Here is a 12,228-nt window from a genome sequence, read left to right as displayed (position 1 = left end):
ATGAAAGCATTATACAAACTTGTTTTTATTGCTTGCTTGATAGCTAGTAGCCTTTTTTCACAGGATAAAAGTGATAACGATATAGAAGAGATTTCACAGGAGGAGTGGAATGATATTGTGGACTATGTGAATGCAGAAGTTACTGGCATTACTATGAGAAATCATAGAAACAGAAAGAAATCTTTAGGTAAAGAAGAGGAGAAAGATTTCCAAGTTTACATGGAATTATTAGAAAAAAATAATATCAAAGAGCCAATACCTTTTTCAGAAATCACTACACAACTTAAAAAAAATTGGGGGGTAACATTTGAAAATATTAGTCAACCTATTGAATCTTTAAAAAATTACGAACCAAAAGTATTGGATTCATTGTTTTCTAAGTTTGAAATTGTAAAATCTTATAAGACACTTAAATTAAATGAATCTTCAGAATATGCTGATTTAAAGAAAGAATTTCTTCCAACTCAGCAACCGGAAAAAATAGTCCAAAATATAGAGAAGAAAGAACCGGGACAGGCTGTAGTTGTTAAAAAATCTAATATTCAAAGAACTGAGAAAAGACCCTCATATAATTATTGGATGATTCCAACATTATTTTTTCTAATCTCTACTATTACTTTATTTGTGATGTGGAGGAAAACGATTAAGAAACGCAATGAATTAGAAGAACGATATGAGCGTGAATCTAAAATAAGCAAGAGTAGTATTAGTGCTTTGACTCGAGAATTGAATGAGCTTAAAAGTATAAACTCTACAATAAAAGCTAAACCAATGCAAAGATCAAATGTTAATACATACAGAAAGCCGGAGCAACAAAAAAGCATTGTTATAGATGAACCAAAAGCACCAGAGATTGAATTAATACCTGTCGAAAAACCGAAAGTGCCACAAGTTTTATATGCAGGAAAACCAACTACAGAGGGTAAATTTTCTCCGGTGTCTTCTTCCCCTTTATCTGGGCAAACTATTTATAAGCTAAACGTACATGAAGATGGTCTTACTGCAGATTTTGAAATAGAACTTGTTGATCAATTCATTACCAGAGAAGTTACCAATGCCCCAGATGAATATTTGTATAGGGTTTGTAATCAAGAGAATTCAAATAAAGACTTTAGTAGAGAAATAATTACTACGAAAAAAGGACTAGCTATACTCATAGATGGTAATTGGGTTGTAAAAGAAGCTAATAAGGCAACCATAAAATTTCAATAATGGACGAGAAAATTTTAAATATCATAATAGGAATTATCATAGTTATTCAAGTCATTGTTTTTGTTATGAACATGATTAGAATTCTCTCTTATAAGCAGTCTATAGGTAATATTAAAAACTACCAAATAAAACACGCATTTGTTCCTGAAGAATACATTAATAGTATCACTTTAAGAGAGATATTAACAGACAATATTCCAGAGGCTTATATACAAGCAGTACCAGATAATGTTCAATACGTTTCCGATGAAGAAAAAGAATATTATGATTCAAACCCTGAGCAGAGTTTAGAGGAACAAGATGAAGAAATTCTATAATTAAAATTACTTGTTGTAAGTATTTTATAAACGAAAAAGTAAAATGAATATATCGCTTATTGATTTTAAGGGTAGAAAGAATAAATCTCAAAACGAGATATTAAAATCTATTAATAATTATTTACTGCGAAATAAAGGTGCAATTAGCGACTTTATGTTGGTTAAGGATATAGTTGATAGAAATATTGACAAGACCGATGATCAAATTACCAGTAGTATACCTACACCCCTTTATTTAGGTTTAATGGGTACTATGCTGGGTATTATTGGAGGGTTGTATTTTATGCCTACCATTGCTCCACCGGAAACAGTTGAGCCTATTATTGGAGCATTAACAACTGCAAAAAGCGACCCTGATGAAAACACAAAACTTTTAACAGGTATTGACTCTTTATTAGATGGGGTTAAAATAGCAATGATAGCTAGTGTCTTTGGTTTGATTTTGACGGTGATTAGTAACATTGTGTTTTTGAGTATAAGGAAATCTGTAGAGAATCAAAAAAATGATTTGTTCACATTTATTCAAACAGAATTACTTCCTATTCTTTCTAAGAATACAACTTCAAGTTTACACACTTTACAAACCAACCTATTAAAGTTTAATTCTGATTTTACCACAAATATGAATCAGTTTAGTGGAATTATTTTAGCAGTTAAAGATACATTTGATAGCCAGTTAGATGTAGTTGAAGAATTAAAAAGAATTGATGTTGCGAATATTGCTAAGTATAATATAGATGTTATGCAGCAATTAAAATCTTCTTTTAGAAACCTTAAAGATTTATCAGAGTACTTATTAAAGACCAATAGTTTACTCAAAAATACCGAACAATTAAACCTTACTATAAATAATCAATTGGATAAGGTTGGGGATATTTCTGAAATGGTAAAAAAGTTTGATAGTCATGCTTCTCATATATCTGATAATTCAAAATACCTGGCTTCTCATTTTGAGAATTTTGATGAAAGGGAACAAGCTATCAATAATAGAATGATTGACTATGATAGAAATACAGGTAAGATGATTGATGAATTATCACTTTCTTTCCAGAATAGAAAAGATGAATTTAATAAAAAAGATGTAGAAATATCTTCTGACTTCAATAAGCTTTTTGAAAATCTAAAGGCAAAAACTGAAAAGGTTTTTGATGATGAGAGCGGAAATATTAAAGCTATAATGTCTAATGTAAAAGAAGTTAAGAGTGATGTGGACAATTTACAAGGAGTATCTTCTGAGCTGTCTGGACTTAAAAAGAGTGTATCATTCCATGATGATACGATAAAAGATTTATTAGAGATAATAAAGACCCAATCAATAGTTGTTGAAAGACCTAAAATTATCAATATTGGTACAATTGCATTTCTAAGTATCGGTATTATAACGTGCTTAGTAGCCATTTATAAATTATTAACTTACTAATGGCAGCAAAGAAAAAAAGTAGTGATTTCTTTTGGGTGAGTTTTGCAGATTTAATGACAAGTCTATTTTTTATAATGCTTGTTTTGTTTGTTCTGACTGTAGTTTATTTGCGTGTTGAGCAGAATAAGATTATTGCAGAAAAAGAAGAATTAGAAAAGATTGTTCAGTTAAAAGAGCAATTTAAAGCGCTACAAAACGATGATGATTTTCACTACTTGGAAGAATGTAAAAAATACGTTGCTTCAAGCTTAATGGGTATTGAAATTTTTGAACCTAACAAAACCGAAATTTTACCAGAATATAGAGAGGTAACCTTAGAGGTGGGAGAAAAAATCGAACAATTTTTAAATACGCTACAAGAGAATAACCCAGACTTTTCTTATTTAGTAATAATCGAAGGTAACATGGGGAACTCATACGATATGAAATTCTCACCTGACACAAAGTTTGGTTATACGAGAAGTTATGATAGGGCTTTGGCGGTATATAATTTATGGACTGAAAATGAAATAGATTTTAGAAAATCTAACGTAGAAGTTCTGATTGCAGGCAGTGGATTCAATGGATTGTGTAGAGAAGAAGATGAAGAGAAAAATAAACGGTTTTCCATTCAAATAATACCTAAAGTAAGTAGTAGATTATGAGGTTAATTATACTGGTAATTTTAATCGTTTTTTCATCTTGTAAGAGACCTAATAGAGGCAATAGTCAGAAACCTAATTATGGTACACATCAACAAGGTGTTCCTAATAATAGAGAGGGAAAAATTACTGGGTCAGAAATTAAAATGATTTATGAAAATGGTGTTTATAAGATACCAACAGAAGTGAATGGTATTTCAATGAAATTTATTTTTGATACAGGAGCAAGTATAATTTCTATTTCAGAAACAGAGGCATTATATCTCTTTAAGCAAGGAGCAATAAATGAAGAAGATATTTTGGGGAGTATGTATTTTCAAGATGCTACCGGGAATATTTCTGAAGGAACAGAAATTAACTTGAAATCTGTAAAAATAGGTAGTCACACAATGACTAATGTAAAAGCCTCCGTTGTACATAATTTGCAAGCACCATTGTTATTGGGGCAATCTGCATTATCTAGATTTGGGAAGGTTACAATTGACTATGATAAAGGGGTAATTTATTTTGAATAAAAATTTACTATACATTTTAATGTTATTGATTAGTCTTAGCTGTAGGAGAAATAGACCTCCTTCTACTGTTAAGAAGGAAGCCGTTGTTGAAAATCCAGTAAAATCTATTACAGAATCTGCCGATACTGGAAAGAGTAATGTTCCTGGAAATAAAATTTTAGATGCAAAAATCATTAGAATAATCGACGGCGATACTGCTGAAATATTATATGATGAATTACCCATCAAATTACGCTTAGCTCACATAGACACCCCTGAGAAAAGAGGGAAGCAACCATATGGCAATAGAGCGAAAATTACCCTTTCAGATTTATGTTTTGGTCAAATGGTAAAGATACATACAGAAGGTAAATATGATGGGTATGGAAGACTAATTGCTGTTATATATAATGACCAAGGTCTTAATGTAAATAAAGAAATGGTTAGATTAGGTATGGCTTGGCACTATAAAAAACATTCTGATGACCATAGCTACGATATTTTGGAAAAGGAAGCTCGAAATTTAAGAATTGGTCTTTGGCAAGATGATAATCCAATTGCCCCATGGAACTACAGAAAATAAAAGAAATATTTTATTAGATGCATTTAAATACAATTAGAAGAACTATCTGTTTAGTTCTTTACTTATTAAGTTTCAACCTTTTCTCCCAAGAACCAATCAGTTTAATTTCTTGGAATATTAGAGATTTTGGTAAGACCAAAAACAGCGAAGAATTAGATAGAATGGCTGAAATTGTTCGCGATGCAGATATTGTGGCTATACAAGAAGTTGTGTCCGGTTATGGAGGAGCACAAGCCGTCGCAAAGCTTGCTGATAATCTGAATAGAAAAGGAGCTAAATGGGATTATGTGATAAGTAACCCAACCAATAGCCCTAAATATGTAACGGAGCGTTATGCGTTTATTTGGAAGACAAAAAACATTAAGATAAAGAATAGGGGGGCGTTGATTACTGAGTTGGATTCCCTTGTAGATAGAGAACCTTTTTTTCTTGATTTTTATGTAAAGGGTCGTAAGCTTTCCGTAATTAACTTTCACTCTAGACCACATGATAAAAATCCGGAAAGGGAAATATTGGCAATTACAGATTATCTGAAATCAGATGACTTTCAACATCCAATATTACTTGCAGGTGATTTTAATGTGGACCAAAAGGAGGAAGTTTTTATTGGTTTGAGAACGCAGGGTTATAATGCTACGGTTATTGATGCAAAGACTACTTTGAAGCAAAGTTGTGCTACTACTGATGGTTATTTGAATTACCCAATTGATAATATTTTCTATTCAAATAAAATTGTACTCAAAAGTAGTTATGTGATTGATTTTGTAAAAGCCTGTGAGAATATTACTAGTGCAAGAGAATTGTCGGATCATCTGCCAGTTTTATTGAATTTTAGTATTAAAGAACTTGCGGAATAAAAAAGAGGATTAAGCTTTAAGTAACTCAATCCTCTTTAATACACTTTGTATTAATTAACCGGTGGATCTGGCGGTGGTGGAGGAGGTGGAATATCTCCGCCATCACCACAGCAGGCTTGAAGTTCAACTTCATTCTCAGATAGGTCTTGTGGGTCACATGAAATAAAGACAGAATTGAGGATTATCGTAAATACAACTATATAAATTTTCTTCATTTTGTTTAAGATTTTTGGACATACCAATGGCTGACCGAATTAGAAATCAGTGAATTATTGCGATGTAAATCGCACATTAAAATGAAGGGACGTCTCCCAGGTTTGAGAAGTGGAAATCCAAATACGGTAGTGCTTAGCTACTTCTCAATCGGGCTAATCACCGACCGCATTTTAGATTTCCGAGAGATTGGTTTATTAATAGACTATGGTAGCAAATCATAGTCTTAAATCAATTTGAAGCAAAGAAAAGAGATGTTGATGATTATAGACCAGACAAAAGCCCGACGTGTGTTCGACATCTATTCGACATCAATGAAAACAGGGGTTTTCAGAGATGAATTGATATGTGGTGAATTATTAAAATTGTATTTTTATAAATATGAAAGGAGCAATTATTAAAGAAATAGTTGAGAAGGTTTTTGATAAGGCAAAAAATGAATGCCCAAAACATTCCAGATACGCCCTGAGTAATCATATCGCAGAATCTACTTCTATAAGTGCAAAGACAATTGAAAGGCTATATGATAAATATCTAGAAAAAAGAGGTAGTATAGGAGACCAAAATGAACATACCATAAATGACCTTTGTAAGTATTTAGGCTTTAATTCATATGCAGATTATGTTAAACAAAATCGGAAGGGTAAGATTAGTGTTAATGTAAATAATGGTGAAAAGAAAAAGAATTTGAAAGTGTTGGCAGCCGTTAGTCTAGTATTAATTATTGGATTGATTTTAGGTTTGACCGAGAAGAATAAAAAAACGTTATGTATGGTCTGGAAAGTAGACCGTTATGAAAAAGTCGATTGTGAAGTAAGTTATGAAGAAAGCATAGTTCCTTTGGACGAAGTTATACTAGAGAATTTTAGAAAAGTTAAAGTTGATTTAACTACTGAATTTTTTGACGAAATGACTCGGAAACCATTAATTTGGTATTATAAGTCTGGAAATAAGATTGAGTATTTTACAGCTCCTGGCTTACATCCTGTGAATGGAAAAACTTTGAAAGCTATTACGGAGTACATGGTAACTAAGAGCGTACCTGTACATACATATGAGGCAAGTTCATTTACTGAATAAAGGTGAAATTTATAGAGGATTTCTTAATAAATACTCATCTGCTTTTACTTCAAGCTCTTCTCTTGTTAACTGCCTACTATATTCTAACCATTCATCTATCACCCTTTTTTGAAAATATAATCGCTTTCCTTTTTTAATGAATGGTATGGAGCGTTTATGTACTAAACCATAGATTGTATAAACAGACAAGTTTAGATATATACCAAGTTCTTTCGCAGTCATCGGTTTATTGTCATTAGACTTAGAATCATTTATATTTTGTGAGATTAGCTTATCCAATAATTGCTCAATTCGTTCCAGGCGCTGATTTATGATTTCGAAAGGATTTTCCATAAGTTTAGCTTGAATTAGTGTTACATAATATTATAAAGCTGATAAGAACTTGACAGTATAATTATATTACTTTTTTTTACTGAAAACATGTTCCATTAGGTATGTATCCATTTCTTCATCGGTAGGCATTGTTGCTGTTAATCCAATTTTATTTAAAGTAGTTTGTTGATTTTTGTCATCTCCAATATCCTTTGGAATTGATTGGATGATGTTACGTTTTTCAAACTTGTATTCCTCATTCAATGCCAATATGATTTTCAATTCTCCTTCGAACTGAATAACTTCTTTTATAATGGAAACATTGTCTTTCAAGTTTTTCTCGAAATGAGTGGTATCACCAATTAAAAATTCATCTAGTCCTTTTGGGTATTCTTCAATAATTCTATACTTCATTGTATCACGTTTCATGAAATACAAGTCTATTTTTGGAGTATTCTCAAGTTTTGGAATACCATTAGCGTTTTCTAACATGTGAACAATATCAAAACTAGGAGCTTGCTTATTATTAATGATATTTAAGTAAAGTAATCTACTAACCCTTTTTGCTTCTTTTTTCTTTAACCCAATAATATGGTTATTGAATTGATGGAAAAAGTTGAAGAAGACATTATTTATATCTTCTTGATAGGCTTGTTTTAAAAACATGTAATATGTATTTAATAATTCTTTTGAAGGCTCTTGTATAACTTTGAACTTGCTAGCATCCAATAAGTTAATAGCGGTGTTGGATGTCAGATTAAGAACCCTAGATGTAACGTATAAATTTTTGCTTTTAAAAAGTTTTAATCTCTGATCAGATGATAGCTCATTAAGTTTCTCACCTTTTAAACAACCAAAATATTTGATTTTTATTTTAGCCATTTTGCACTTTATTTATTGTTGATGGTTGTAGAAATTCAGAATAATCCTCTGGTAGTTCAGCATCAATATCACGTAGATATTTTTCAAGTGAGGATAATGTAGAATGTCCGGTAATCCCTAACAAGGTACTTCTGGTTTCGCTAGGATTGAGTTCCTTTCGCATTTCTCTATATAATTTTGTTATATAGGTGTGTCTGTAGCTATAAAGGCCGTATTCAACACCTAAATTGAAATTATCTTTCGCTTTTTTAAATCTTTTTGAATAATAGTTTCTTTTATCACGTTCAGGAATGTCCCATTCTCCGCCAATTTTATAAGGTGTGAATAAAGAGTGTTCAGGATTGGCACTTGAGAGGTCTGGCAACAAATTCAATAAAATCTCTGGAATGATCTTAATCTTTACTTTTTTATTTTTTGCCTTTACATAAATCTTTTTATCGGCAATATCAATATCCTTAATTTTTAACCTACAAACTTCAATAGGTCTTAAGAAACACAGTGAGATGAATTGAACAAAGGATAATAACAGTTTGTCATTCTCCTTCATATAGGCCTCTAAATTAGATTCTTGTTTAGGAGTAAACGTTTTGTTTCGTGTAGGCTTAGTAGATAGCGGTTTTATCTTAGGAATAAAATTATCTTCAATGATTTCATTATCCTCTAATGTCGTGAAAATTGCACTTAAACTAGTTCTAGCATTATTGCGAGTTCTTGGCGAGGTCCGAGCTAAAACTGAATTCAAATATTGAACTACAGTTTTCTTTGTAATTGCTTTTATATCACTGATTTCATTGTCTTCAAGCCACTTTTCAAATTGTTTAAGTGGACCATGGTAACCTGAATATGAGTTTGGGCTTAAGGACTGTTTTTTAATTTTTAAAGCAAAATCGAATGCTTCTTGAATTGAGGTGGATGGTTCTTCTTTTATTGTAGAAGCAATTGCGGCAGTAGTAGTCTTTTTTACAGCCTTAGCGGGTTGTTCTACTTTGTTAAGAATAGTTTCAGTATCTTTTTTATCTACGGCTGTAGAAGGGCTTGAATTTGATTTAAGGCTTGAATTATCCGAATTAGGTATATAGCCAGCCTCTAATTTTTTCATTAAGGCCCTTTTTATAATGTTCATGAACAGAATTCGCTCACGTATTGTTTTAAAACGATTTACACCAGCTTTTATGGGTGCTTGCCTAACTAGTTTTTTAGTTTCTGAATTTCTAAAGGAGAAATAAACATACCAATCTTTGGCAAGCGCATCTTTTTTTTGCTTGTAAGTTAACTTGGACCAGCCTTTTATTGGGACACCACCAGTATAGAATTTGGGTTCGGAATAGTTCAGTTTCATGTTCAAACCGTATACGTTATCGTATACGGTAGGTAAAAGTATGGAATTTAACGACATAAAAAAACGGCTTGTGCGCACACAAACCGTTGATTTTATTGGTCTTAAACTATGTAGCGAGAGGGGGGCACGATCCCCCGACCTCCGGGTTATGAACTCTGAACTCCCAACTCTAAACTCCTAACTAATTTAAATCTCGTACTTTTCTTTTACGGTTACCCGTAATTCTACATTGAAGAAAAATACTACCTTGTTGGTCGGTTCTAAAACACTACTTCCCCCTGCCGTTTTAGAATGTTACTATTTAATATAATAATTAGGTATAAAGTAACTTGTTACTTTATATTGTTGTTGTACACCATTTAAGAAAACCAAGAAAATGAGTTGGGACATTGTACTTTTTAATTCAAAACAGAAAATTGATTTAGTTGCCGAATTGGACGAAAATCAATTAGAACCGACTGATTTTAGCGGAATTTTGGAAACCTCATTTAACCAAATCAATAAAGACGAAAATCACAGGGAAATAGTCGGAACTGATTTCACGATTGACTTTTTTGCCGACAGCGAACATTCCAGCAATTTTATGGTTTCTTTGTACGGAGAAAACGGAATTTATGCTCTGATTGAACTTGCTAAAAAATATAATTGGCAAATTTATGATTCAGGAATTGACGGAATGGTTGATTTGGAGCATCCAGAAAAAAATGGATTTAAAAATCACAGAAAATACGTTGAACAAATAATGAATGGTAAGTCATAATGGCAGAAACAAGCGAACAAACATATGATTTTGTCTGCTTTAGTGATTTAGCGTACGAATTTGACTTTTCTGACTTGAAAGAAGCTGAAAAAAAGATTAAACAGAAATTAAAATATTATGGACTTGGAAAATATGATCAAGAACGAGTGGAATATGTCAGAAACCTAAAAAACGACTTGTTCAAAGAAATTAGACATTATGAAAAGTCAGAATATTATATTCCATCAAAATCGGAATTTGCGGAATTCACGGACTTTGACCATAAAAAAATGAAAGTTGATTTCCTGAATAAATATGAAACAATAAATGATTCAGATATGTCTCGAATAATAAATTTTGCGATTTATCTGTATTATATGAGATAAAAAAACGGTGTACAACACCGTATAAAATTAATTGCTAGTGCAAGCCTACTTACGAAAATCCTCGCGGATTTTCTATTCGGTTTGTATTTGCTAAATTAGTTGCTTAAACACGCAACTAATCTTATACAAAACCGTTACCACATATTTTGAAAAAGCATGGGATTATTTTCAATATTTAGGAATAAAAATAAAATCCATTTATCCATTACGGATTTTAAAACCGAGCAAACTGAATCTGAATCGACTTTAAGTGAGCCGCCAAGTGAAGAATTCCTCAAATCGCTAATGGATTATAAAGCCAAAAATCCTGACGCGTTTGTGAAGGACATGCCAGAGGGAATATTAAACGATAAGAATAAGTCAATTATCGTTACAAAAACTGTATCCTTTCTGATTTTCAACAATATAGTTGAAATAGTATATGACCCAACCGAATTGGAAATTGATGAAGAGGAATTTATTCGAAACATCAATAAAACTCTTAATTGGTTTGTAAATAACAAAGTCATAATTTATGATGGTATAGTAAGTGAATTACTGAAACTAAAAAACGAAGATTGGCTTGAAGAAAATGCCGAACCGCTGTCCGATAAACAATTTACAAAATGCCTTAGTTTAAATAGCATTTTATTCTTTCATGATGGAAGTTCGCAACTAGGGTTTGATGATGGAAATCTTTTTTTTGGTCATAGTATTATGGTCAGTTTAAGCAAAGACCATAAGTTCATTGATGCAGAACTGTACGGATAAAAACATGTGGTAACAAAACCTAAACGTAATGCGGACTTTAGGGCTAAAACGAATGGTCTGTGTATATTTATGAAGTCGCTAAATCTTATGGATTTAGCTTTGGACAAAAAAAGAAAAAGCGAAACCAAAAGCTTTAGCTTCGTGCGCAGACGGAAACGAAAAGTTTCCTTACCTCCGCACTACGCTTAGCTAGAACGTTGTAGTGCATTAGCCTACGCACACCACATCACTTTTTTTAGGTTTAAAGGCTTTGTTTGAGCCACCTACCAAATATTTAAAGCCATTGTCAAGTGTAATCTCAACAACACCAACCATAGAGTTTCCGATAAATTCCACCTTTTCAGCTACGCCAGTTATTTTTTTACCGTCTTTTAGGTAAGGCGTTTCAATTAACTTTCCAAGCCACCAATTTTCATAAGTAGTTTGGTGTTTAGCTTCTAATTCTAAACCGCCTTGTGTTCTATTACTTCCGTTACGTTCTGCCATCGCTAAATAACGCACTACAACAAAGAACTGAGGTAAAAAACAAACAAATTCTTCTTTAATCTGAGACAATATTATTCTAGGCTCATAGATTCAATAAATAGATTCTTGAGCTTTTTTTATTCAATTAATCTGCTATTTATCTAGGCAATACAGAAACGTAAGTTTCATCATATGGTCTGCCAGATTTTGCGATAGCAAAAGACTGCTTTAATAGTTTGTTGGCAACGGCTATCAGTGCCAGTTTCTTGCTCTTACCCTTGTTCACGATTCGCTCATATACCTCTTTGCATGCCTTGTTGTGTTTACAGGCATTGAAAGAACATAGAAACAATAGATTACGAAGCTTTCTATTGCCGACCTTACTTATTCGTGCACGACCTCTTACACTGCTCCCAGACTCTCGTATCGTGGGGGTTATACCTACATAACTACAAAGCTGTGCTGCTGTTTCGAACTTACTGAAACCGTCAGTGACAACAATTAAGAACAATGCAGTTTTTTGACCTATACCAGGTAT

Annotated in this window: 17 protein-coding genes; 11 read left to right on the top strand and 6 right to left on the bottom strand. The window is 32.3% G+C overall.

The features are described from left to right. From ACEN2N_RS17715 to ACEN2N_RS17685, 7 genes are read left to right on the top strand one after another with little or no spacing between them, the layout of a single operon-like run. Positions 1–1,212, top strand: coding sequence for a hypothetical protein (locus tag ACEN2N_RS17715; protein ID WP_441825569.1), 1,212 nt, complete (start codon positions 1–3; stop codon positions 1,210–1,212). After that, entirely contained in the window at positions 1,212–1,529 is a 318-nt protein-coding gene (locus ACEN2N_RS17710) for a hypothetical protein (RefSeq protein ID WP_441825568.1), read from the top strand. Before ACEN2N_RS17715 ends, ACEN2N_RS17710 begins: the two co-directional genes overlap by 1 nt. A gap of 43 nt (positions 1,530–1,572) precedes the next feature. Then, on the top strand, positions 1,573–2,949 hold the full coding sequence (locus tag ACEN2N_RS17705; RefSeq protein ID WP_441825567.1) for a hypothetical protein: 1,377 nt from the start codon (positions 1,573–1,575) through the stop codon (positions 2,947–2,949). Further along, the gene (locus ACEN2N_RS17700; protein WP_441825566.1) at positions 2,949–3,593 is read left to right on the top strand and encodes a hypothetical protein; all 645 of its coding nucleotides are present in this window, start codon (positions 2,949–2,951) and stop codon (positions 3,591–3,593) included. The genes ACEN2N_RS17705 and ACEN2N_RS17700 overlap by 1 nt, the downstream gene beginning before the upstream one ends. After that, positions 3,590–4,105: a retropepsin-like aspartic protease family protein gene (locus tag ACEN2N_RS17695; RefSeq protein ID WP_441825565.1), complete on the top strand. Its 516-nt coding sequence runs from the start codon at positions 3,590–3,592 to the stop codon at positions 4,103–4,105. Before ACEN2N_RS17700 ends, ACEN2N_RS17695 begins: the two co-directional genes overlap by 4 nt. A gap of 19 nt (positions 4,106–4,124) precedes the next feature. After that, entirely contained in the window at positions 4,125–4,667 is a 543-nt protein-coding gene (locus ACEN2N_RS17690; protein WP_441825564.1) for a thermonuclease family protein, read from the top strand. A gap of 17 nt (positions 4,668–4,684) precedes the next feature. Beyond that, positions 4,685–5,524 carry an endonuclease/exonuclease/phosphatase family protein gene (locus tag ACEN2N_RS17685; protein WP_441825563.1) on the top strand — a complete coding sequence of 280 codons (840 nt, stop codon included), beginning with the start codon at positions 4,685–4,687 and terminating at the stop codon, positions 5,522–5,524. Between the two features lie 50 nt (positions 5,525–5,574). Here the strand turns inward: ACEN2N_RS17685 and ACEN2N_RS17680 are convergent, their stop codons facing one another. Continuing rightward, positions 5,575–5,739, bottom strand: a complete 165-nt coding sequence (locus tag ACEN2N_RS17680; RefSeq protein WP_170861976.1) for a hypothetical protein — start codon at positions 5,737–5,739, stop codon at positions 5,575–5,577. Between the two features lie 379 nt (positions 5,740–6,118). On the opposite strand from ACEN2N_RS17680, the gene ACEN2N_RS17675 reads away from it, so the two are divergent. Next, positions 6,119–6,817, top strand: a complete 699-nt coding sequence (locus ACEN2N_RS17675) for a hypothetical protein (protein WP_441825562.1) — start codon at positions 6,119–6,121, stop codon at positions 6,815–6,817. A 9-nt stretch (positions 6,818–6,826) separates the two neighbouring features. Here ACEN2N_RS17675 and ACEN2N_RS17670 read toward each other — a convergent pair whose 3' ends face one another. The 3 genes from ACEN2N_RS17670 to ACEN2N_RS17660 form a co-directional block, all read right to left on the bottom strand. After that, the gene (locus ACEN2N_RS17670; protein ID WP_441825561.1) at positions 6,827–7,150 is read right to left on the bottom strand and encodes a helix-turn-helix domain-containing protein; all 324 of its coding nucleotides are present in this window, start codon (positions 7,148–7,150) and stop codon (positions 6,827–6,829) included. 66 nt (positions 7,151–7,216) lie between these two features. Then, complete coding sequence (locus tag ACEN2N_RS17665) at positions 7,217–8,011, bottom strand: hypothetical protein (RefSeq protein WP_441825560.1); 795 nt, start codon at positions 8,009–8,011, stop codon at positions 7,217–7,219. Further along, entirely contained in the window at positions 8,004–9,110 is a 1,107-nt protein-coding gene (locus tag ACEN2N_RS17660) for a tyrosine-type recombinase/integrase (RefSeq protein WP_441825559.1), read from the bottom strand. The genes ACEN2N_RS17665 and ACEN2N_RS17660 overlap by 8 nt, the downstream gene beginning before the upstream one ends. Positions 9,111–9,726: 616 nt before the next feature. On the opposite strand from ACEN2N_RS17660, the gene ACEN2N_RS17655 reads away from it, so the two are divergent. The 3 genes from ACEN2N_RS17655 to ACEN2N_RS17645 all read left to right on the top strand — a co-directional run bounded on the left by ACEN2N_RS17655 (position 9,727) and on the right by ACEN2N_RS17645 (position 11,225). Continuing rightward, complete coding sequence (locus ACEN2N_RS17655) at positions 9,727–10,110, top strand: hypothetical protein (protein WP_441825558.1); 384 nt, start codon at positions 9,727–9,729, stop codon at positions 10,108–10,110. Then, positions 10,110–10,475, top strand: a complete 366-nt coding sequence (locus ACEN2N_RS17650) for a hypothetical protein (protein WP_441825557.1) — start codon at positions 10,110–10,112, stop codon at positions 10,473–10,475. Before ACEN2N_RS17655 ends, ACEN2N_RS17650 begins: the two co-directional genes overlap by 1 nt. 156 nt (positions 10,476–10,631) lie before the next feature. Next, on the top strand, positions 10,632–11,225 hold the full coding sequence (locus tag ACEN2N_RS17645; protein WP_441825556.1) for a DUF2262 domain-containing protein: 594 nt from the start codon (positions 10,632–10,634) through the stop codon (positions 11,223–11,225). Between the two features lie 207 nt (positions 11,226–11,432). Here the strand turns inward: ACEN2N_RS17645 and ACEN2N_RS17640 are convergent, their stop codons facing one another. Next, positions 11,433–11,780: a hypothetical protein gene (locus ACEN2N_RS17640; RefSeq protein WP_441825555.1), complete on the bottom strand. Its 348-nt coding sequence runs from the start codon at positions 11,778–11,780 to the stop codon at positions 11,433–11,435. A gap of 67 nt (positions 11,781–11,847) precedes the next feature. Then, on the bottom strand, positions 11,848–12,228 hold a 381-nt coding region (locus tag ACEN2N_RS17635), incomplete at its 5' end, for a transposase (protein WP_441825554.1).

It is taken from the genome of Maribacter spongiicola (genome assembly GCF_052119685.1).
GTDB lineage: Bacteria > Bacteroidota > Bacteroidia > Flavobacteriales > Flavobacteriaceae > Maribacter > Maribacter spongiicola_A.
The sequence above is the reverse complement of the archived record's forward strand: the minus strand, read 5'-3'. Positions and strand labels throughout refer to the sequence as shown.

What these genes read in the sequence shown, in the direction of transcription:
- ACEN2N_RS17650 (WP_441825557.1), top strand. Translation starts at nt 10,110, where the DNA reads ATGGCAGAAACAAGCGAACAAACATATGATTTTGTCTGCTTTAGTGAT.
- ACEN2N_RS17700 (WP_441825566.1), top strand. Translation starts at nt 2,949, where the DNA reads ATGGCAGCAAAGAAAAAAAGTAGTGATTTCTTTTGGGTGAGTTTTGCA.
- ACEN2N_RS17715 (WP_441825569.1), top strand. Translation starts at nt 1, where the DNA reads ATGAAAGCATTATACAAACTTGTTTTTATTGCTTGCTTGATAGCTAGT.
- ACEN2N_RS17705 (WP_441825567.1), top strand. Translation starts at nt 1,573, where the DNA reads ATGAATATATCGCTTATTGATTTTAAGGGTAGAAAGAATAAATCTCAA.
- ACEN2N_RS17660 (WP_441825559.1), bottom strand. Translation starts at nt 9,110, where the DNA reads ATGAAAAAATTAGAGGCTGGCTATATACCTAATTCGGATAATTCAAGC.
- ACEN2N_RS17670 (WP_441825561.1), bottom strand. Translation starts at nt 7,150, where the DNA reads ATGGAAAATCCTTTCGAAATCATAAATCAGCGCCTGGAACGAATTGAG.
- ACEN2N_RS17645 (WP_441825556.1), top strand. Translation starts at nt 10,632, where the DNA reads ATGGGATTATTTTCAATATTTAGGAATAAAAATAAAATCCATTTATCC.
- ACEN2N_RS17655 (WP_441825558.1), top strand. Translation starts at nt 9,727, where the DNA reads ATGAGTTGGGACATTGTACTTTTTAATTCAAAACAGAAAATTGATTTA.
- ACEN2N_RS17685 (WP_441825563.1), top strand. Translation starts at nt 4,685, where the DNA reads ATGCATTTAAATACAATTAGAAGAACTATCTGTTTAGTTCTTTACTTA.
- ACEN2N_RS17680 (WP_170861976.1), bottom strand. Translation starts at nt 5,739, where the DNA reads ATGAAGAAAATTTATATAGTTGTATTTACGATAATCCTCAATTCTGTC.
- ACEN2N_RS17710 (WP_441825568.1), top strand. Translation starts at nt 1,212, where the DNA reads ATGGACGAGAAAATTTTAAATATCATAATAGGAATTATCATAGTTATT.
- ACEN2N_RS17665 (WP_441825560.1), bottom strand. Translation starts at nt 8,011, where the DNA reads ATGGCTAAAATAAAAATCAAATATTTTGGTTGTTTAAAAGGTGAGAAA.
- ACEN2N_RS17675 (WP_441825562.1), top strand. Translation starts at nt 6,119, where the DNA reads ATGAAAGGAGCAATTATTAAAGAAATAGTTGAGAAGGTTTTTGATAAG.
- ACEN2N_RS17690 (WP_441825564.1), top strand. Translation starts at nt 4,125, where the DNA reads ATGTTATTGATTAGTCTTAGCTGTAGGAGAAATAGACCTCCTTCTACT.
- ACEN2N_RS17695 (WP_441825565.1), top strand. Translation starts at nt 3,590, where the DNA reads ATGAGGTTAATTATACTGGTAATTTTAATCGTTTTTTCATCTTGTAAG.